Origin of the sequence: Thermodesulfovibrio yellowstonii DSM 11347, assembly GCF_000020985.1 — a bacterium.
GTDB lineage: Bacteria > Nitrospirota > Thermodesulfovibrionia > Thermodesulfovibrionales > Thermodesulfovibrionaceae > Thermodesulfovibrio > Thermodesulfovibrio yellowstonii.
In genome coordinates, this window is record NC_011296.1 from 997,815 (window position 1) to 1,017,550 (window position 19,736).

At 30.0% G+C, this 19,736-nt stretch carries 17 protein-coding genes and 1 tRNA gene; 9 read left to right on the forward strand and 9 right to left on the reverse strand.

Annotation, left to right across the window (positions count from 1 at the left end; all coding sequences use genetic code 11):
- Positions 1-45 precede the first annotated feature (45 nt).
- The 6 genes from THEYE_RS05115 (at position 46) to THEYE_RS05140 (ending at position 3,477) form a co-directional block, all read left to right on the forward strand.
- A tRNA-Ile gene (locus tag THEYE_RS05115) sits at positions 46-119 on the forward strand.
- A gap of 23 nt (positions 120-142) precedes the next feature.
- Positions 143-880, forward strand: coding sequence for a zinc ribbon domain-containing protein (locus THEYE_RS05120; protein WP_012545753.1), 738 nt, complete (start codon positions 143-145; stop codon positions 878-880).
- The gene (locus tag THEYE_RS05125) at positions 881-1,279 is read left to right on the forward strand and encodes a ribonuclease HI family protein (protein ID WP_012546858.1); all 399 of its coding nucleotides are present in this window, start codon (positions 881-883) and stop codon (positions 1,277-1,279) included.
- Positions 1,261-2,175 carry a PP-loop family protein gene (locus THEYE_RS05130; protein ID WP_012545940.1) on the forward strand — a complete coding sequence of 305 codons (915 nt, stop codon included), beginning with the start codon at positions 1,261-1,263 and terminating at the stop codon, positions 2,173-2,175. Before THEYE_RS05125 ends, THEYE_RS05130 begins: the two co-directional genes overlap by 19 nt.
- Positions 2,168-2,689 (forward strand): nitroreductase family protein, encoded by a 522-nt coding sequence (locus tag THEYE_RS05135; protein WP_012545049.1) that lies wholly within the window; start codon positions 2,168-2,170, stop codon positions 2,687-2,689. The genes THEYE_RS05130 and THEYE_RS05135 overlap by 8 nt, the downstream gene beginning before the upstream one ends.
- Entirely contained in the window at positions 2,686-3,477 is a 792-nt protein-coding gene (locus tag THEYE_RS05140) for an inositol monophosphatase family protein (RefSeq protein ID WP_012546263.1), read from the forward strand. The genes THEYE_RS05135 and THEYE_RS05140 overlap by 4 nt, the downstream gene beginning before the upstream one ends.
- On the opposite strand, the gene THEYE_RS05145 is transcribed toward THEYE_RS05140, so the two are convergent.
- The 4 genes from THEYE_RS05145 to THEYE_RS05160 are packed head-to-tail and all read right to left on the reverse strand — an operon-like array spanning position 3,470 to position 8,253.
- On the reverse strand, positions 3,470-3,832 hold the full coding sequence (locus THEYE_RS05145; RefSeq protein ID WP_012545146.1) for a YkgJ family cysteine cluster protein: 363 nt from the start codon (positions 3,830-3,832) through the stop codon (positions 3,470-3,472). The two genes, THEYE_RS05140 and THEYE_RS05145, sit on opposite strands and share 8 nt — an antisense overlap.
- Positions 3,819-4,766 (reverse strand): RluA family pseudouridine synthase, encoded by a 948-nt coding sequence (locus THEYE_RS05150; RefSeq protein ID WP_012545382.1) that lies wholly within the window; start codon positions 4,764-4,766, stop codon positions 3,819-3,821. Before THEYE_RS05150 ends, THEYE_RS05145 begins: the two co-directional genes overlap by 14 nt.
- The gene (gene uvrA / locus THEYE_RS05155; protein ID WP_012546498.1) at positions 4,763-7,264 is read right to left on the reverse strand and encodes an excinuclease ABC subunit UvrA; all 2,502 of its coding nucleotides are present in this window, start codon (positions 7,262-7,264) and stop codon (positions 4,763-4,765) included. The genes THEYE_RS05150 and uvrA overlap by 4 nt, the downstream gene beginning before the upstream one ends.
- 2 nt (positions 7,265-7,266) lie before the next feature.
- A complete protein-coding gene (locus tag THEYE_RS05160) occupies positions 7,267-8,253 on the reverse strand; it encodes a DUF3108 domain-containing protein (protein WP_012546441.1) in 987 nt (328 codons plus the stop codon).
- Between the two features lie 76 nt (positions 8,254-8,329).
- Between THEYE_RS05160 and THEYE_RS05165 the strand changes: the two genes are divergently transcribed.
- From THEYE_RS05165 to THEYE_RS05175, 3 genes are read left to right on the forward strand one after another with little or no spacing between them, the layout of a single operon-like run.
- On the forward strand, positions 8,330-12,262 hold the full coding sequence (locus tag THEYE_RS05165) for a translocation/assembly module TamB domain-containing protein (protein WP_012545562.1): 3,933 nt from the start codon (positions 8,330-8,332) through the stop codon (positions 12,260-12,262).
- Positions 12,231-14,867 carry a BamA/TamA family outer membrane protein gene (locus THEYE_RS05170; protein ID WP_012546673.1) on the forward strand — a complete coding sequence of 879 codons (2,637 nt, stop codon included), beginning with the start codon at positions 12,231-12,233 and terminating at the stop codon, positions 14,865-14,867. The genes THEYE_RS05165 and THEYE_RS05170 overlap by 32 nt, the downstream gene beginning before the upstream one ends.
- Positions 14,830-15,318: a hypothetical protein gene (locus THEYE_RS05175; protein ID WP_012546023.1), complete on the forward strand. Its 489-nt coding sequence runs from the start codon at positions 14,830-14,832 to the stop codon at positions 15,316-15,318. The genes THEYE_RS05170 and THEYE_RS05175 overlap by 38 nt, the downstream gene beginning before the upstream one ends.
- Here the strand turns inward: THEYE_RS05175 and THEYE_RS05180 are convergent.
- Genes THEYE_RS05180 through THEYE_RS05200 form a run of 5 tightly spaced genes read right to left on the reverse strand, consistent with a single transcriptional unit; the run spans position 15,308 to position 19,660 of the window.
- Positions 15,308-15,766, reverse strand: a complete 459-nt coding sequence (locus tag THEYE_RS05180) for an N-acetyltransferase (RefSeq protein WP_012546022.1) — start codon at positions 15,764-15,766, stop codon at positions 15,308-15,310. The genes THEYE_RS05175 and THEYE_RS05180 overlap by 11 nt on opposite strands.
- Positions 15,756-16,295 (reverse strand): 2-oxoacid:ferredoxin oxidoreductase subunit gamma family protein, encoded by a 540-nt coding sequence (locus tag THEYE_RS05185; RefSeq protein ID WP_012545226.1) that lies wholly within the window; start codon positions 16,293-16,295, stop codon positions 15,756-15,758. The genes THEYE_RS05180 and THEYE_RS05185 overlap by 11 nt, the downstream gene beginning before the upstream one ends.
- On the reverse strand, positions 16,280-17,026 hold the full coding sequence (locus THEYE_RS05190; protein ID WP_012546413.1) for a thiamine pyrophosphate-dependent enzyme: 747 nt from the start codon (positions 17,024-17,026) through the stop codon (positions 16,280-16,282). Before THEYE_RS05190 ends, THEYE_RS05185 begins: the two co-directional genes overlap by 16 nt.
- Positions 17,023-17,958: a Ppx/GppA phosphatase family protein gene (locus THEYE_RS05195; protein ID WP_012545527.1), complete on the reverse strand. Its 936-nt coding sequence runs from the start codon at positions 17,956-17,958 to the stop codon at positions 17,023-17,025. The genes THEYE_RS05190 and THEYE_RS05195 overlap by 4 nt, the downstream gene beginning before the upstream one ends.
- Entirely contained in the window at positions 17,945-19,660 is a 1,716-nt protein-coding gene (locus tag THEYE_RS05200; RefSeq protein WP_012545094.1) for a proline--tRNA ligase, read from the reverse strand. Before THEYE_RS05200 ends, THEYE_RS05195 begins: the two co-directional genes overlap by 14 nt.
- Positions 19,661-19,736 lie beyond the last annotated feature (76 nt).

A 19,736-nucleotide genomic window follows, 5' to 3' on the forward strand; every position in this document is an offset into this window, starting at 1 on the left:
ATCTGCCTTTGTAAGGTTATAGTAATTTTGTAGCAAGTATTTAAAGGGCCCATAGCTCAGCTGGCCAGAGCTACCGGCTCATAACCGGTTGGTCCCAGGTTCGAATCCTGGTGGGCCCATATTTTATAAGGAGAAATGCAACGTGAGTGAGGAATTAAACACTCTTATAAAGTTACAAAAAATTGATTCTCTTATCATTTCTTTAAAACAAAAACTTGAAATAATTCCTCTGGAAATTAAAAAACTTGAAGAAAAAATACAAGAAATTGATAAACAGTTTGAAAATGAAAAGAAAAAAATTATAAATTTAGAAAAAAATAAAAAAGAAAAGGAAAGAGAAATAGAGGATATAAATGAAAAAATAAAGAAACTAAAAGAAAAAACATCACAAATAAAAACAAATAAAGAATACCAAGCACTATTAAAAGAAATTGAATTGATTGAGGAAAATTTAAAAAAAGAAGAGGAAAACCTTCTTTTAATTCTTTATAATCTTGATGAAACCCAGAAAAATCTTAATGAAGTTAAATCAAATCTTGAATTAAAGAAAAAAGAGATAGATGAACAGAAAAAAGAATTGGAAAAAGAAAGAAATATTATTAATCAAAAAATTGAAGCCCTTAAAGAAGATAGAAAAAAATTAATAAATGAATTGCCCCCAGAATTTTATGAAGAATATAGAGAATTGATGAAAAAACATAAAGGACTGGCAGTTGTTGAGGTAAAAAACTTCATCTGTCAAGGTTGTTTTCTTCATATACCCCCCCAGCTTTATGTAGAAATAAAAATAAATCAATCCATTTATCACTGTCCTCAATGTGGACGATTTCTTTACTACAAACCTGAAGAAAAATTAGAGGAAGCTCAGGTTCAGTCTTAAATGAAAGCAAAGATTTACTGCGACGGTGCCTCGCGAGGAAATCCTGGAGATGCTGGTATCGGGTGTGTAATTATTTTTGATAACAAAAAAGTAGAAATCTCAGAATATATTGGTAAAACTACCAATAATGTAGCAGAATACACAGCATTAATTAAAGGACTGGAAGAAGCATTAAGACAAAAGGCACAGGAAATAGAGATTTTTTCAGATAGCGAACTTCTTGTCCATCAAATAAATGGAATTTATAAAGTTAGAAACAAAAATTTGGTTCCACTTTATGAAAAAGCTAAAAAACTTCTGAGTAACTTTAAAAAATATCAGATATTTCATATCTATAGAGAAAATAATTTTATAGCAGACAAACTTGCTAAAGAAGCTTCATGGAAATCAAAAAAATAAGATGTAATTTCTGCGGATTTTTAAAGAAAGGACTTGTTTTAAAACACTATAATTTAAAAGTCTGCTTAGAATGTTTTCCTGCTTTTTTTAAAAAAAGAGTTCAAGAAACAATAGAAAAATTCAAAATGTTTAGTAAAAAAGATAGTATTTTAATTGCTGTTTCAGGTGGAAAAGATAGTATGAGCATTCTTAAAGCACTAAAAGATATGGAATATAATATAAAGGCATTGCACATAGATGTTGGAATAGGAGAAGTTTCCAAAAAATCAAAAGAGTTTGTTCAAGAATTCTGTGAAAAAGAAGATATTTCATTAAAAACTATAAAATTACAGGAAGAAATTCAGTTACCACTTAAAGAACTATCAAAAATATCAAAAAGGCCTATTTGTGCAGTATGCGGAATGCTCAGAAGATATATTTTAAACAGGGAATCCTCAGGTCAAACAATTGTAACAGGTCATACTCTTAATGACGAAGTCGCTTTTATTTTGAAAAACATGATTTTTTGGAACGATGAACTTCTTGCAAGAATCTATCCTGTTTTGCATGAAAAAGAAGGTTTTAGTAGAAAAGTTAAACCCCTTTGCCTTATTACAGAAGAAGAAACCAGATTTTTTTGTGAAACTTTATCTATAAAATATATTGACGAACCATGTCCATATAAATCAGAAGTTTATGAATTATTTAAAAAAGTTGTTTATGAAATAAATTATGACTTTCCAGGTTCAATTATAGGATTTTATAAAGGCTATTTAAAAAGAGCAAAAAGATTCTATCCAGAGAATATAAACAATATATCTCTTCAGTCATGTAAAAATTGTGGATATATGACAATTTCTGAACTGTGTAGCATTTGCAGACTTAAAGAAAAGTTGTTACAATATAAACATGGATGAAGTTTTAAAGGCAGTAAAAGAGAGAAGAAGCGTCAGATCTTTTCTTAAAAAAGATATCTCCGAAGATTTAGTCAAAAAGCTCATTGAAGCCTTAATATGGGCACCTTCTGCTGGTAATCTTCAGGCAAGGAAGTTCTATTTTGTAAAGAATAAAGAAATGAAAATTAAGCTCGCTCAGGCAGCATTAAGTCAGATGTTCATTGCAGATGCTCCTCTTGTTATTGTTGGATGCATAGACAAAGAAAAAATCTATCCAAGATATGGAGAAAGAGGTGTAAATCTTTATGCAATTCAAGATGTTGCCTGTAGTATTACAAATGCTATGCTTGTAGCACATGAAAATGGTCTTGGTACTGTATGGGTAGGAGCTTTCAGAGAAGAAGAAGTTTCAAAAATTTTAGAATTACCAAAACATTTAAGACCTGTCGTAATTATGCCTGTTGGTTATCCAGGTTATGTACCTTCAGTTCCTCCAAGAGTTTCAATTCATGAGGCTATAGAGTTTATTGAATGAAAAATTTTCTTTTAGTTGCTATAGAAGCTGCAAAACAAGCAGAAAGTGTTATTAAAAATAGAATTGGCACAATTTCAAAGGAAGAAATAACACAAAAGAGCATTTCAGACTATGTCACAAAAGTTGATGTTCAATCAGAAAAAATAATAGTTGAGTGCATAAAAAAACAGTTTCCAACACATCAGATAATGTCTGAAGAATCATCAAATGACTATAAAAAAGCAGAATACCTATGGATAGTTGATCCTCTTGATGGAACAACAAATTTTATTCATGGATTTCCTGTCTTTGCAATATCTATTGCTCTAATGTATAAAGGAGAACTTGTTTTAGGAGTTGTTCATGACCCGATAAAAAATGAGACTTTTTATGCTGAAAAAGGCAGTGGTGCATTTTTAAATGAACAAAAAATTAAAGTATCATCAATGAAAGAGCCTGCTCTGAGTCTTATTGCCACAGGGTTTCCTTTCAGACATAAACAATACATTGATACCTATATAAAAATATTTCGAGAACTACTTTACTCGGTCAGCGATCTTAGAAGAGCTGGTGCTGCGGCAATTGACCTTGCCTATGTTGCATGCGGAAGAGTTGATGGATTTTTTGAATTTGCACTGAGTCCTTGGGATATTGCAGCAGGTGTAATCTTAATAAAAGAAGCTGGTGGAGTGGTTTCAGATTTTAAAGGAGAAAATGATTATTTAAAAACAGGGCATATAATTGCTGGTAATAGAGAAATTCATTTATTTTTGGTTGAAAAAATAAAAAAAGTTTTAGATTTTAAGTAAAATTTTTAATAAATTCTAAAACTTTTCTAACTCTTTCAGGAATATCAATATCTGGATTTTTTTCTTTTATTTTGAGCCATTTCCATAATCCAATAGGGCAGATTGTAGCAAAGCTTATTTTGAAATTCCGGCACACATCAGGACGGCTTTCATAAATTTTGCAAAATGCTTCTGTCCATTGATTTCCATTTTTTGATATGTTAACCAAATATGGACATTCTTGATTTTCTGCTTTCTTTTTTCCATCAGGAAGAGGTACAGCCCATTGATAACAACACTCAGCGCATCTAAGACATATAAAATTTTGTTCAACTGTCCCAAGAATTTCATTCAGTAATTTATCATTCAGACTCATATCTGTCCTCCAAAATGTTTAAAATATATTGAATGTCATCAGGCAAGGAAGCCTCAAACTGAAGAAGTTTTTCAGTTATTGGATGTATTAGTTCAATTTTATGAGCATGAAGCATCTGTCTTGACACAGGTATTTTTTTATTTCCTATTTCAATATATGTTTTTCTTCCATAAGTTTTATCTCCTATAACAGGATGTCCGATTGATGAAAAGTGAACTCTTATCTGATGAGTTCTACCTGTAAGAATTTTTACTTTCAAAAAAGTATAGTTTTTAAAATTTTTTATCACTTCCCACTCAGTTATTGCTTCTTTAGCTTTTTTTGATTTTATAGACATTTTTTTTCTATCATAAATTGCTCTTCCTACTGGAGTTGTTATTTTACCTGAACCTCTTAGTTGTCCATATACAAGAGCAAGATATTCTTTTTTTATTTCTCTTTTTTTAAAGGCTTCCACTAATTTATAATAAGTTTCATCATCCAATGCAACAACCATTACGCCTGATGTATCCTTATCAAGTCTATGAACAATTCCAGGTCTAAAAGGAGCACCAACATTTGCAAGCTTCTTTACATGATAAGCTAATGCGTTCATAAGTGTTCCATCAGGATGCCCTGCGCAAGGATAAACAACCATTCCAGCAGGTTTTGATAAGACAATTAAGTAATCATCTTTATAAATAACTTGAATTGGTATATTTTGTGGAATTAGTTTTTCAGAGTTTTCTAATTTCAGAGAAAATTCATCTGAAACTTCAATTAAATCATTAAATTTTATCTTATAACTCTTTGTTTTAACATAATTATTAACTTTTACAAACTTCTTTTCAATTGCTTCTTGAGCTTTTGCTCTACTTATATTTAATTTGTCAGAAATAAAAATATCAAGTCTTTTACCTTCATCAGCTTTTTCAGTCTGTAACAAAATGCTCATAACCCTAATTTTTCTTTTAAAAATTTTCCAGTATATGAATTTGGATTCAAAGCCACCTCTTCAGGAGTTCCTTTTGCTATTAGATAGCCTCCTGATGAACCACCCTCAGGTCCGAGGTCTATTATATAATCTGCACATTTTATTATTTCAAGGTCATGTTCAATAACTATAACAGTGTTTCCCATATCAACAAGCCTTTGAAGTATATTAAGCAGTCTTTCTATATCAACCATGTGTAGTCCAGTTGTAGGTTCATCAAGTATGTAAAGAGTCTTTCCTGTTGGCTTTTTACTCAGTTCTTTAGCAAGCTTAACTCTTTGGGCTTCTCCTCCTGAAAGTGTTGTTGCTGGCTGTCCAAGTGTTATATATCCAAGTCCTATATCTTCCATTATTTGGAGTTTTTGATTAAGCTTTGGTACAGCAGAGAAAAATTCAAGAGCTTCACTTACTGTCATTTGAAGCACTTCACTTATATTTTTCCCTTTATACTTAATTTGAAGTGTTTCTTCATTGTATCTTTTTCCTTTACAGTTGTCACAAACAACATAAACATCTGGTAGCAGATGCATCTTTATTTTTTTTATTCCATCACCTTGACAGGACTCACATCTTCCACCCAGAAGATTGAAGCTAAAGCGAGATTTTGAATATCCACGAACTCTTGCGTCTGGAAGAAGTGAAAAAAGTTCTCTAATTTCAGTCATAACTTGAGTATATGTAGCAGGTGTTGAACGAGATGTTCTTCCAATTGGAGATTGATCAACGCATACAACTTTGTCTATCTGTTCAATCCCCTCAATTGCTTTATAGTTACCAGGATAAACATTTGCATTATAAAGTTTTTTTACTAAAGCCTTATATAAAATTTCAAATATTAATGTGCTTTTACCAGAACCTGCAACACCTGTAACACATACAAATACTCCAAGAGGAATTTCAACATTTATATTTTTAAGATTGTAGGCTTGTGCTCCGATAATTTTTATAAATTTCTGAGATTTTCTTCTTTCTTCGGGTATTGAAATCTTGCTTGAACCTGTTAAATACTGAGCAGTAATTGAATTTCTACTTTTTAAGAGCTTATCAGGAGGGTATACTCCAGTTAGATATCCTCCATCTCTTCCTCCTCCTGGACCAAGTTCAACTACTAAATCAGCATTCATTATTGTACTTTCATCATGCTCAACAACAATAAGAGTATTTCCTCTTATTGAAAGTTCTTTCATGCTTTCTATGAGTTTTAAGCAATCTCTTGGATGAAGTCCTATGCTTGGCTCATCAAGAACATAAAGAACTCCACTTAAATGTGATCCGAGCTGGGTTGCAAGTCTTATTCTTTGGGCCTCCCCACCTGAAAGACTAAATGAAGGCCTATTTAAGCTTAAATACCCAACTCCAATTTTTTGGAGAAAATCAATTTTTATAAAAATTTCTTTTAGTATTCTTTCCGCGATTGGAGCGTTATAAGAAGAAAATTTTAATCCATATAAAAAATTTTTTAATTCATCAATTGAAAAGGTTGATAGCTCTGCTATGTTTTTTCCATTAATTTTTATTGCAAGACTTTCTTCCCTGAGTCTTGTGCCTTCGCAAAGTTTACAAGGAATTAAACTTAAAACATCTATTTCCTCCTCTTCTTCAATATTTTCATAACCCAATCCTTTACATCTCGGGCAAGCACCGTATTTGCTATTAAAAGAGAAAAGTCGTGGGTCAATGTCCGGTAAACTTATTCCACAATTGGGACAGGCAAGCACACTGCTAAAAATAATATCTCTATTTTCATTAACAATATTTACAACAACTGTCTGTGTATATTTCATTGCAAGTTCTAATGCTCTTTTTATTTGATTTTTGTATTTTTCTTTAACAATAATTCTATCAACAATGAGTTCAATCGTATGCCTTACATGTTTTTTTAGAGAAAATTCCTGTGTAAGTTCAACAATATTTCCATCAATTCTTGCCCTTATAAATCCTTCAGCTTTTGCTCTATCAAAAATTTCCTTATGTTCTCCTTTTTTTTCAATAACCACAGGTGCAAGAATCTGAATTTTAGTTCCTTCAGTCAAACTTAATATAAAATCAAGCATTTTATTTATATCCTGAGAAATAAGTCTTCTGCCGCATCTTGGACAGTAAGGTATTCCAATTTTAGCGTAAAGAAGTCTCAAATAATCGTAAATTTCGGTAATTGTTCCCACTGTTGAACGAGGACTTTTTGATATTGTTTTTTGGTCAACAGAGATTCCTGGTGAAAGTCCCTCAATAAAGTCAACATCTGGTTTTTGTAACTGATCAAAAATTGTTCTTAATTCTATTGGAAGACTTTGAAGGTATCTTCTATGGGCTTCTGCAAAAATCGTATCCATAGCAAGAGATGATTTTCCAGAGCCAGAAGGTCCTGTAATGACAATAATCTTATTTCTTGGAAGTATTAAATCAATATTTTTAAGATTGTGTTGTCTTGCTTTTTTTATTACAATGTTTTGCTGCATAGTTATTCTTTTTTGTATTCTTTTAACTCAGCAGTCACTCTTCCAACAGGAACTTTTGTCTCAATTTTTAGTGGAATTTTACTGTCATCTTTGCTGAGCCAGATAATAATGTCTCCTTTTCTTTTGAAAAGTCCTTCTGTATCAAGCAAAGGTTTTATAACAATTGCATCAATTTCTTTTTTATTTGATAATTCTATCTTTTCTTCTTTAATTGGTTGAACCTGGACAGTCGTAAACTTATTACTATCAAAAATATCTACTGATACAGGTTCTTTCAGGCTTATTGGTAATGTTCTAAGATAAAAAAATCCTGAAAGAACATCCATGAATACTTTATCTATTCCCTTGTGATATGTTGTATTATTTTTAAGGTGATTAATAAAGATTATTTCCTTCTGATTATAATCAAATATGGTTTCTTTATTGCCTCTATATTTACCTTCTACTTGAACTAATTTAAAGTGTTTCGGTTTACCATATTCTATTTTACTTTCCGCATGGTCATTTACATAGTAAAAATTTGAAATAAAGCTCGCTGATTTAACCATAGAAGTTATCGTAACCTCACTTGAATCTCCCTTAACAGAAACAATTGCTGAACCGACATAAATTCCCATCCAGTATATATCAAATTTCATTGACTCATTAATAAACCGATTAAAAGGATTATTTTTTATTTCAGATTGTATTTTTTCATTTTCTTGACTAAATTCGGTCTGAGAAGATTCTTCTGTATTTTTTGTAAAATTTTCAGGTTTAACATTTTCAGAAACTTTTTCATTATTATTTTCTTTTTTATCTAAGTTTTTTAATTGTTCTGTATTGGGAATAATTTTATGCTTCTCGCTTTCTTTTTTGCTTTCAAAGATATATGTATCTATAAAATCTGTAAAAGATAGATTCAACTGAATTTTACCAAGAGCCATCATTATACTTATATGAACAATTATTGAAATTAATATTCCTGCTATAATCCATTTGGGTTTCATAAAAATAGTATAACACTTAGTTGACCAATAGATTAAAACATATATAGAATGAAAAGATTATAAAGGAGGCTATGTTTTGAAAAAAAAGATTTTAATATTGCTGATAATTTCAGCTCTTATAATTTTTTTTATTATCGGCAAAGCTGATGTTTCCTCTATTTTTCTTAAACCAGCTATTAATGAGCTTAAAGATATACTTGGAATGGAAGTATCAATTGATAAAGTTTATATACATTTTATACCTCTTTATTTTGAATTTAAAAATGTCACTACATTTAATTCGGTAACAGATGAAAAAGATAATTTTAAGTTTAAAAAAGTAAAACTTTATATAGGTTTAACCAAAATTTTCAATAAAGAAATAGAAATAAGAAAAGCAGTTCTGTATTCAGCTGATTTTTCAGTAAAATACTCAACATTAAACAGATATATAGAAAATATTTCTGAATACTTGAAAAAGCCTTCAAAGTTTCCATTAAAAGTGAAGATTAATTCTCTTGAAATAGAAAACTTTTCTGGTTCAATTTATGACAGTGATTTAAAATTAAATCTGAAAGATCTTTATGGAAGAGTAATTCTAAAGGGAGAACCTGACATCTCAGTCCTTTCCAACATAAAACTTATCTCATTTAAATATCCTAATATTGATACTAATCTAAAAGCATCTTTTAAAATTAAAAATCAAGAAGTAATTCTTGAAGAACTTAAATTTTTTGATATTAACTCTTTGTTAAAAGCTTCTGGAAGAATAAACTACAGCAATTTCTTAGGAGAGTTTGTTGTTTCAAGTAAGATATTTTTTAAATCTCTCATGAAAATTTTTGGTATAGATAGAGAAGGTTATGGAGAAGTTAACATTGATGGGAAGTTAATATTTGATAAAGGTAAAAAATGGCAAGATAGAATAAGGTTAAATTTAACATTCAATAGTTCATTTTTTCTTGAAGAATTAATGCAGATTTTGAAAGTTTCTGAAAAACTAAGTGGATTCACTGAATCTGAAGGAAAAGTAGAAGGCACAATTTCTTCGCCTCAAATTTCTGCCAAAGCAAGTCTAAAAAAAGGAAACATTCTTGGAGTGAAAGTAGATGAGATAAATACTCAAGCTTTTTACAAAGATGGAATATTAGAGTTTAAAAATGGGAAAGTAAGGCTTTACGGAGGAGTTGCACAGGCGTATGTCTGGATAACTCTTCCTAAAGTAATAAAACACTATGTTTTTATAGACATGGATAATGTATCAAGTAATGGAATTTTTGAAGTTATTCATTGGAACCCTAACATTGCAGAAGGAACAGTAAAAGGATGGTTGATATCCGAGGGAGAAAATTTTTCTCCCAAAGGTTCATTTGTTTATTTAAGAAAATCTCAAAAACCTGATGATTTAAGAGGGAAAATTGAATGGATAAAGGGTGATTTTAGCTCAATAAATGAAATTTATAAATTTAGTTCATTAGAGATTGCTTTATCTAAAACTATGGCAAAAGCAAGTGGATATATAGATGTGCATAATAATCATCTTAACATTGAGTTTATTGCATTCAGTAAAGATATAAATGAACTTTTAATCCCATATCAAAAGGGTATCTATGGAGATATGAATATTAAAGGTAGGCTGTATGGAAATACTGAAAATCCAGAAATAGCTATTAACTTTTCATCAGAAAAAATTCATATCCTGGCACATGAAATTGAAAAATCTATTCCAGAACATCCAGTTACATTTGACCATCTTAAAGGCGACATTGTCTATAAAAAGAATCTTTTACTAATAAATAACATTGCGGGAAAGGATATTTCCATAAAAGGAAAAATTTTATTTCCTCAGGCAAAAAATATGTTTGAGATAACAAATCCTATATATGATATTTTATTTTCAGCAAAAAACATACCTATCCGAAATTTATATATAGAAGGTATTGATAAAGAAGTTAATACTTACATATCCGTGGATGGTTCCATAAAAGATAAAGGGAATATTACAGGAAAAATTATTTTTAGTCCGATATTTTTTAGAGATAATAAAATTATTGATAAACTTACTGCATTGATTGTATTTGATAGAAATTTTATTTTTATAAAAAATCTGGATATTAATAATAATGGAAATATATTAAATGCATCAGGGTATGTAGATTTACGCGGGGAACTAAATATTTCAGGCAAATCAAAAGCTTTTGATATAACAAATATAACAAAAGATTATGTCAAAAAATTAGGTATACACTACATGGAAAAAATGAATCTAACTAATTTGCATTTTAATATTTTGGGTTCAATAAAAAAACCAACAGTCACTGTAAATACAGGACTAATAACAAAACTTAAAAATGGTAAAAAAATAGATGGATTAATTAGTCTTAATTATGAAAAAAATCATTTGATTGCTAAGGCTAATATTACAAAGGGTATTTTGTTTAGCCTTGAAGGTTTTACAGATAAAAAAGAATGGAATATAGCAGGTAATTTTAGTTCAGCAAGAGTAGACCCATTAGTTGGACTTTTCATTAATAATCTTCCAGAGGATTTAGTAATCTTAATTGATGGAAAAATAAAAGCTTCATTGGTCAATCAAAATCTAAATGCTCAGATTGATTTAAAACAAATATTTACAAGACTCTATGGAATAGGACTTAATAATAAAAATCCTGTAAACATAAATATAGAAAAGGGAAATGTATATTTTAATCCTATAACTCTTTTAGGACAATCTACAGAACTAACAATAAAAGGTAAAATAGTTGATTACTTTGACATCCTCATTGAGGGCTCTACTGATTTGAGACCCCTTAAAGCTTTATTTAAAGTTGATGACATAAAAGGCAGAGCATCAATGCAAGTTTATATTTATGAGAGCAGAAAAAATCCTGAAATAGCAGGAGAAGTTGATATAGACAATGCATCAATCACTTTAAGGAAGGATATTCCCAGTTTAAATAATTTGAATGCTATTGTATCTTTCAATGAGAATAAAGTTGTGATAGAAAAAGCTTATGGCACATTTTCAGAAGGTAATATTCAGATGGACGGAACTGTATATCTTGAAAAGTTTGCTATAAAACAGCTTGCTCTTTCAGGAAAAATTTCTCAAGTTAGATGGATTTTTGCTCCCAGATGTTGGGCATATCTTAATGGACAGATTTATCTTTCAGGCTCTTATAATCAACCTTTTTTATCAGGTCAGGTAAATATTCAAAATGGTGTCTATACAGAAAGATTTGATTGGACAAAACTGGCTCTTAAATCAAGTTCTTCAAAAACAGTTGTAACAAAAGACAGCTGGTTTAACAATTTAAGATTTAATTTGCGTGTCCAGACCAACAATTTTTTTGTTAATAATAATCTTGCTACGGTAAACCTTAATAGCGATATGGTTTTAAAAGGAAGCATTCCTGAACCTTCTTTAATTGGTTGGATAAATGCCAAAGATGGATGGATTTATTTTAGAGGGAATAAATTTGAGATTTCAAAGCTTTTTATCCAGTTCAATGATCCTACTTCAATAAAACCATATCTCAATATTTCCGCAAGAACAAGCATATCTCAATACAATATAAATTTGAATATTAATGGATATATTGACCAATTTAATCTTATACTCAGCTCAAATCCACCTCTTTCAGAATCAGAACTACTTAATATGTTGGTATTGGGACAAAATGGCGTAACAGGCAAAGGAATTCCAGGAGCTTCCGAAGCTGCTTCATTTATTACAGGACAAATGCAAGAAGTCATAGAAGAAAGAGTTAGAGGACTAACAGGGCTTGATGTTATGACAGTTGAACCAGGGATATCAAAAACAACAGGTTCTATCGGTCCAAGGGTAACAGTTGGTAAGAAACTTATGGATGGGAGAATGACAGTTACTTATTCAACCACAACAGGAACCACAGCTGAACAAATTATAAAAATAGAATATTTAGTGAAAAAGGGTATTTCTCTTGTAGGAACAAAGGATGAAATTGGAGGGCTTTCAGGTGCAATTAAGTTTCGTTTTGAGTTTCATTAGTATTTTTTTAATCTTATTTAATGTTGCTTACGCAGAAGAGATTATAAAAAAAATTGAAATTGAAGGTTTAAAATCTATATCAAAAGAAGAGTTCCTTTATCTTTTCGGAATAAAAGAAAATGAACCCTTTACTCAGGATCAAATAACTCAGGGAATCAAAAGAGTTTTTTTAAAAAATTTATTTGATGATATCATTGTTGAGCATAAAGAGCAAATAATAAAAATTTTAATTAAAGAAAAAATCGTGATCAATAAAATAGAAATACAAGGTAATGAACATTTTTCAGAGAGCTTTTTTAGAAAACTACTTACTTTCAAAAAAGGTGATAGATTAAAAGAACTGGAGATTAAAAAAACAAAGGATAACATAGAAAAAGAACTCAAAAAACATGGATTTACAAACTCCAGTGTCCAGATAAATAAAAACTTTAATGAAAACCATGTCAATATAGTAATTTATATACATGAAGGGGAACCTTTGAAAATAAAAAATATAAAATGGGAAGGATATTTTGAAGATTACATTACAAATTTTCTCTCTTTGAATGTTGGAGAACCTTTTGATGAAGTGTTACTTGAAGATTTTATTAATAAAGTAAAAAAATACTTTACTAAACAAGGGTTAATTGGCTCAGACATTACATATTCCTTTAAAGATGGAGAACTCATTTTAAAAATTAAAGAAGGTAAAAAACTAAATATAGAATTTAAAGGAGTTAATTCTTTAAATGAAAAAGACTTAAAAGATATAACAATAGCTCATTTTCAGGATAAAATAAATGAGAACATTATAAAAGATAGTATAAATAGTTTAATCACTTTTTATAAAATAAACGGCTTTCTTGAAATAAAAGTCATTCCTCTTATAGAAGAATCAGAAAAGGAATGGAAAATAACATACTTTATAAATGAAGGTGACAGGAAGTTTATTGAAAAAATTGGAATAGACACAGAATTTCCTAAAGAAGAATTGAAAAATATTCTTGTAAACAAAGAAGGGTTACCATTTAATCCAGAAGAGTTAGATAATGATAGACAGAGAATAGAAGAATATCTTAAAACAAAAGGATATTTTTATGCTAAAGTGTTTCCTCCTCAACTAAAAGATGAAGATAACAAAATAAACATTTTATTTAAAATTCAAGAAGGTAAGCAAGTTAAAATAAAACTAATAAATATTGAAGTAAAAGATAATTTATTAAAATCAGAAGTATCAGAAGTATTAAAAACATATAAAGATTATCCATTTAGCGAGACAATTTTTCTTGAAATAAAAAGAAAAATCAGAGAAATATATATCAAAAATGGATATTCTGATGTGTATATTGAAGGGAAGTATGAAATTAAAGAAGCTGATGCATATATAAATTTTAAAATTGACGCAGGTAATAAAAAATATTTTGGTAAATCAATTATTCTTGGTAACGAAAAAACAAAAACTAAATTTATTTATAAAAGACTCCTACCAAAAGAAGGCAAACCTTATAATCCATATACCTTAGAAGAAGAAAGACAGATGCTTTATAAAACAGGACTTTTTTCACGAATAGAACTTCAACCTGAATCTAAGGATGAATCAATAGATTTAATTTATAACTTTGAAGAAATGCCAGCAGGAGCGTTTGAGTTTGGACTTGGATATGGAGAATATGAGAAAGCAAAAGGTTTTATAGACTTATCTTATATAAATCTCTTCGGTATGAATAAACAAATATTTTCAAGAATTGAATTAAGTACTCTTGAAAATAGAGCTTACATAACCTATGTTGACCCTTGGTTATGGAAAGATCTGACATTTAAATCATCTTTGCTTTTTGAGAAAATGGATGTTAAAAACATTGATACTAAAGATATTATTTATAAAATAAGGAGATATAATGCTTCTGCAGGTTTTGAAAAAAAGTTTTTTGAATCTTTTAAGGCTGAACTTCTTTATGAAGCAACTTATTCAAAAACATGGGATGTTATGCCTGAAGTCGTTATTTCTGATCAAGATATTGGAGAATTATTCATAAGTGGAATAAAAGCCTCATTAATTTATGATAACAGGGACAACCCTTTTGATCCAACAAAAGGATGGCTTGCTGGAGTTACATCAAAACTTAGCAATGAGTTCTTAGGTTCTGATATTAATTTTATAAAATCATCATTCTACATTAATAAATATACAGAAATAACAAAAGGACTGGTTTTAGCAACATCTTTGAGAGGAGGGTGGGCATGGCTTTATGGAGGTACAGACAATTTACCAATATCTGAAAGATATTTTCTTGGTGGAAGAGATACTGTCAGGGGTTATGCTCAAAATACACTCGGTCCAAAACAGAATAATCAACCGACTGGTGGAAATGCTTTTTTTATGGGAAACTTTGAGTTTAGAACTTACTTAGGCAAAAACTTTTTTATAGTTAATTTTCTTGATTTTGGTAATGTATGGAAAAGGGTAGGAGATATAGATATTTCAAACCTTAAATATACCACAGGAGCTGGGTTAAGATATAAAACCCCTGTTGGTCCAATAAGAATAGATTATGGATACAAATTAAATAGACAGGCAGGTGAATCACATGGTGAAATTCATTTTAGTATTGGTCATGCTTTTTAATATAGTTGTTGTTTCATCAGTTTTTCCTGAAACTATAGATAGAGTAATTGCTTATGTAGATTCCAATGCAATAACACTCAGGGATTTTGAAAAAGTAGCTTCTAAGATGAAAGAAAAAATCCCACAAATTAAAAATGAAGAAATATTAGAAACGATGATTAACAGGGTTCTTCTTCTTAGGAAAGCTAAGGAACTTTTTATTGAAGGGAAAGATGAGGAATTGATTAATAACTATGTTGATTTAAAAATAAAATCAGGCATTATAATTCCAGAAAACAAAATAAGAGAATATTACGAAGAAAATAAAATTAAATTTAAAGATACACCCTATATATACATAAGAGATGAGATAGAAAAATATTTGTTTGAAAAAGAGTTTAATCAAAAACTTAAAGAATATATTGAAGAATTAAGACAGAATACAGAGATTAAAATAATTTTTATACCTTAAATTCATAAATAAGAGCTACTTCGTCACATTCTGGGAATTTTGGACATCTTATGCAATCACCCCAAATTTTTTGTGGAAGCTTTGATTTATCCAATTCCATAAATCCTGTTTTTTTAAAAAATTCTGGAATGTATGTCAAAACAAAAACTTTATTAACACCAAGTTTTTTAGCTTCATTAAGACATTTTTTAACAAGAAGACTTCCGATTCCCTTTTTCTGTGACTCTTTTTTTACAGCAAGAGATCTTATTTCAGCAAGGTCCTCCCATAATATATGTAAAGCACATACTCCTTTTATTTCATTGTCCTGTTCAGCAATTAAAAAATCTCTAATATTTTCATAGAGTTCATTCAAAGAACGAGGAAGCATTTCACCTTTTTTGGCAAATTCATTGATTAGTTTGTGGATCAATTTTATATCAGATACTGTTGCTTTTCTAATCTTCAATAATGGAAAAACCTCTTAATATAAGATTTTTATTTATTTCAATCATTGTTTTTCTTTTGGCAGGAATTATTTCTTCAATGGTTTCAATGATTTTTTCAATGTTTAGTATTTTAGATATTTTTATAAAAGCTCCAAGAAGAATCATATTAGCAAGTTTTGGATTTGCAATTAAAGAGGCTTCCTTAGAAGCTTCAATCGGATACACATTAATATTATTCTGATATTTAGAATCTTTTATTATTGACGCATCATAAATAAGACAACCATTTTTTGCCACTCTATTAATAAATTTATTATAAGAAGCTTCATTCAAAACTATAAGATAATCAGCATTTTTGACTATTGGTGAACCTATAAGCTCATCAGAAATAACAACTATACAATTAGCTGTTCCTCCGCGCATTTCTGCACCATATGAAGGAAACCATGTTACTTCTTTATTTTCCTTCATAGCAGCATGGGCAATGACCTTGCCTAAAAAAAGAATCCCTTGTCCACCAGAACCTGCTATTATTATGCGTTGCTCCATTTATCCTTAAATATTCCTAATTTAAATTCATTCATCATATTTTCTCTAAGCCATTTTAAAGCTTCTTCAGGTGACATACCCCAATCAGTAGGGCAGGGTGAAAGCATCTCAACAAGGCTAAATCCTTTTCCTTCAATCTGATATTTAAAAGCTTTTTCAATATATTTTTTAGCCATAACAATATTTTTATAACTGTCAAGAGCTCCTCTCGCGACAAAAGCTGTGCCTTCAAGGACAGCAAGAAGTTCTGATACATGAATTGGATATCCTGCAACCTTAGGATCTCTACCCAATGGAGTGGTTGTAGTTTTTTGTCCTTTAAGAGTTGTAGGAGCCATTTGTCCGCCTGTCATTCCATAGTTTGCATTATTTATAAAAAATATTGTTATATTCTCTCCACGATTAGCAGCATGAATTATTTCAGCAGTTCCAATTGCAGCAAGATCGCCGTCTCCTTGGTAGGCAAATATCACTTTATCAGGACATGCTCTTTTCATGCCAGTTGCTGCTGCTGGCGGTCTTCCATGAGGAATTTCAAGTATATCTATATCAAAATAGTCATAGGCAAAGACAGCACATCCAACTGGTGCTATTCCAATTGTTATCTCTTTTATTCTGAGTTTATCAATAACTTCTGCAATAAGTCTGTGAGCAATACTATGTCCGCAACCAGGGCAGTATCTAAAAGGAACATTTTTTAGTGATTCAGGTCTTGAAAAGATTTTTTTCATAACAAATCATTATAGCAGAAATTCTTATATTTTTTCATTATTCCCTCAAGAATTCCATTTTCACTTATGATCACTTTATCTATATTCAAATATTCTATAATTTGTCTTAAAATAAGCAATCCAGAACATATTATGTCTGCTCTATTAGATGGTATTCCTTTAATTTTTTTTCGTTCTTCCAGAGAAATAGATAGTAATTTTTTAAGTATTTCTTTAATTTTATCAGTACCAATTTCGCTCATATGAGTTTTTTCAGGGCAATAGTTAGATAATTCCATATTAATCATACCAAGAGTTGAAGCTGTTCCACCTATTGCTATAAACTTGTCACTTTTTATTTTGGGTAAAGATTTTTCTATTTCTTTTTTTATGAATTCTTCCGCTTTAGATATAGATTCGTGAGAATAGGGGTCTATATTTAAAAATTTCTCTTTGATTTTTAATGCGCCTAAAAGTAAAGAGCCACTATTAACACTTTGCTTTTTCCAGTAAACCCATTCTGTACTTCCTCCTCCTATATCAAGTAGAAAAATAGAATCTTCTTTGTTAAATTTTTCATCCATAACTCCACATAGAGTATAATATGCCTCTTCTTTTCCGGAAATTATATGGATATTAATTCCCATGAGTTTTTTTATAGTTTCACAAAAATCTTTACTATTTTTTGCTTCTCTTAAAGCGCTTGTTCCAATGGCAATAATGCACGAAACATTGAATTTTTCAGATATTTTTTTGAATTTTTTTAAAGTATTAATTGATTTTTTTGATGATTCAGCTGAAAGAAGTCCACTTTTAATAATATTCTTGCCCAGACGAGTTACTACTCTATCAGAATAAAGCTTATTAATTTTATTTTCTTTTAAATTTCCTATTAACAGTCTTAAAGTATTACTTCCAATATCTATAACTGCAATATTTTCAATATGTTTCATAATAGCTGTTGACTATTTCAACAACTGCTTTATTCACAGAAACTTTTTTAGTTTCTTTTGTCCTTCTTTTTTTGATTTCCACTTTATTTTCTTTCAATCCCTTTTTTCCTATTACAATTTGAATCGGTATTCCGATTAAATCAGCATCTTTAAATTTAACTCCTGGTCGTTCATCTCTATCATCAATTAAAACTTCCATATGTCTGTCTGCAAAACTATTATATATTTCAGTAACTTTTTCATATAATTCTTCTGCTATACTAACGGTTTTTTCATCATCCATATTGAGAGGAATAATCTCAATGTCAAAAGGAGATATGCTTTTAGGCCATATTATTCCATCACTGTCATGATTCTGTTCTATTGCAGCTGCAGCAACCCTTGCTGGTCCTATTCCGTAACTTCCCATGATAATTGGTTTTTCCTTTCCATCTTTATCTAAAAAATAAGCATGCAAAGGCTCAGTATATTTTGTGCCAAGTTTAAAGATATTTCCAACTTCAATTGCTTTCTCAATTTTTAAAGAGTTGCCACATTTAGGACATCTGTCTTCTTCTTTAACTCTTCTTATATCCGCCCATTGAGCATCAAAGTGAATCCCTGGAATAATTCCCTGTAGATGATAATTCTTTTTATTTGCTCCTGAAATATAGGAAATTTCCTTTTGAATTGAAAAATCTGCTATTTTTTTGATTTTATGTCCTACAGGTCCGACAAATCCAAGTTCTACACCAAGTATTTCTAATGCCTGTTCTGATGTGGCAAAGCTGAATTCTCCAATAATTCTTGCAAGCTTTTTTTCATTTAACTCTTGGTCTCCTCTAAGCATAACCAATACAGGACCGTTTTTTTCAGATATAACTATAAGAGTTTTTATAAAATATTTTTCACTTAATCCTAAAAAATCCGATACTTCTTTTACTGACTTTTTCTCTGGAGTGTATATTTCTTTGTATTCAAAATTTAAAGAAGGTAGGGTAGGTAATTCAGATTTAGCTACTTCTATATTGGCAGAATATCCGCAGCTATCACATAAAACAATTTCATCTTCACCAGCTGGAGTTGGAGCCATAAACTCATGAGATTCCATGTCACCCATTATTCCAGGATCTGATTCAACTTGATAGTATTTTAACCCACATTTTGTAAAAATTCTATGATATGCTTCTGCATGAAGATTATAACTTTTATCCAGTCCTTCCCAGTCAATATCAAAACTGTAACTGTCCTTCATGATAAATTCTCTTGTCCTTAAAACACCCCCGCGCGGTCTTGCTTCATCTCTTAATTTTGTTTGAATTTGATACCATATTTGAGGTAGTTGTCTATAGGACTTTATTTCTTTAGAAGCTATCCATGTCATAATTTCTTCATGAGTCATTCCAAGACACATATCTCTACCAGTTCTATCTTTGAGTCTGAACATTTCCTCTTTTATGGTATACCATCTACCTGTTTCTTGCCATATCTCTGCTGGATGGAGAATGGGCATTGAAATTTCTTGTGCACCAATTCGTTCCATTTCTTCTTTCAATATCATGTTTATTTTATTTAAAACACGCCAACCAAGTGGCAAAAAAATGAACAATCCTGCAGCAAGCTGCCTTACATATCCAGCCTTAAGCATTAAAATATGAGATATTGCATTGATTCCAGAAGGAATTTCTCTCATTGTAGGAATAAACAACTTAGAATATCTCATCAAATCCTCCCATACATTAAAGTAATAAATAAGTATAGCACATTTTTAAAAACAACAACAGCATAAACCAGAATTT